The 1,538-nt window shown below is 50.7% G+C and carries 1 protein-coding gene; it reads left to right on the forward strand.

What is annotated here, in order from left to right; genetic code table 11:
* On the forward strand, nucleotides 1-1,538 hold a 1,538-nt coding region (locus HUK45_RS09260; protein ID WP_235972108.1), incomplete at both ends, for a YSIRK signal domain/LPXTG anchor domain surface protein.

Consider the following 1,538-nt stretch of genomic DNA (forward strand, 5'->3'; position numbering starts at 1 on the left):
CCACGAAGCCGGCTGCTGTGACGAACCGGAATTCCCAGGACACACCAATCAATATTGACGCCATCGAATCCGGCCATGTAAAGACGGGTGGTCAGCTGACAAACGCGAGCCAAGTGGTCAGCGGTTGGCTAGAACTGGCACCAAAATCTCGAGTTGGATACACCCCAGGGACCGGTAATTCGACTAAGTTAAACGACTATGAAGTTAACCTGCAGTGGATTGACACTGACGGGGCGATTAGTCCGGTTTACTCGACCAAGAGTCACTACCTGGAAGGGGCAGCCTCCAACGGTGGGGGTGACGGTGTCTTTGCCTTCGACTTGCCGACCTTTACCGATGCTAAGGGAACTGAGCACAAGTTTACATTTTTACCAACGTCCAAACAGCGTTTGAAGCTGTGGCTTGCACCAGGGCAGAAGTCGGCTGACGGCAGTGAATTATTCACCTTCCGGCCAGTCGTCGGGAACACGCCGGGCTTCTCAACGCCAACTACGGCGGGGGCCTTCTACCTTGCCGGGGCTAACCTCCAGCGGGCTAGTATCTACGTTGGTGAAGCACCAACGGCAGAGATGATCAAGACAATGGTTGGCGACCCTAGTACTTGGCGGTATGACGATGCTGGTCCGGATGCTCATCCGGGGAACATTGCTGGGGGAACCAATCGGGTTTCCGGTAGAGTTTGGTGGGAAACATCAAAGCTAGGGACGATTTTCCCAACGTCAGCTGGGGAAAACTTTGTTAACCAGACCGCCGATGAAGCTAAGACTGGCTTCCGCGTAGTCAATGCGATGCTAACTCCTGAGGGAATTGCGGCTTTGAAGAGTACCCGGAGTGCTGCCACGGCGATTGATGAGGTTAATGAACAGCTCGCAATCATGAAGGCCCATCCAGAGTACATCCAAGAAGTAGTGGTAGCACCAGTGATTGATGGTAAGTATACCGCGCACTTTAGTAAGGATATTGATACTGATGGGCTCCTGCAGTTTGTCTTAAATCCAGCAGGCGAAATCCAAAGTTCGTACAGTAACTACCCAGTGCTGGCGTACGGGGGCTGTGGTGACTACATAAATTCTAACGCATTTATTACTACTAGTAGACAGCAGGGTTACAACCTCCATTTTGCACTAGTGCCGAATATTGGAAAGTACAACATTGATATAACTAACTATAATACAGTGGGTCATACAGCTCGGCCAGGTGATACGGCTATTTCCAAGGTCAATGCTATTTACGACTATGGACAGAAGGTGGAAATCGTCTGGAATAGTAATGGCAAAGAACTCAAACGGACCACTGTTACCAGCAATGCTGAGGCGGAAAAAGCAGCTCAGCTCACCGTTCCAAAGGACATGGATACTGATACAATCTACAACGTGGAATTAGTTGTCAACGGTGTCACGGTGGATGCCGACAGTTTCTTAGCAGAAATGCCAAAGGACGCTGAGAAGTATACGGCAACCAGCGACAAACTGGTCAAGCCTAACGGCGAACCAACGACGCCAGCCGATGTTATCGCTAAGGTGAAGACGGACTACCCT

Origin of the sequence: Limosilactobacillus urinaemulieris (assembly GCF_014838745.1) — a bacterium.
Taxonomy (GTDB): Bacteria; Bacillota; Bacilli; order Lactobacillales; family Lactobacillaceae; genus Limosilactobacillus; species Limosilactobacillus urinaemulieris.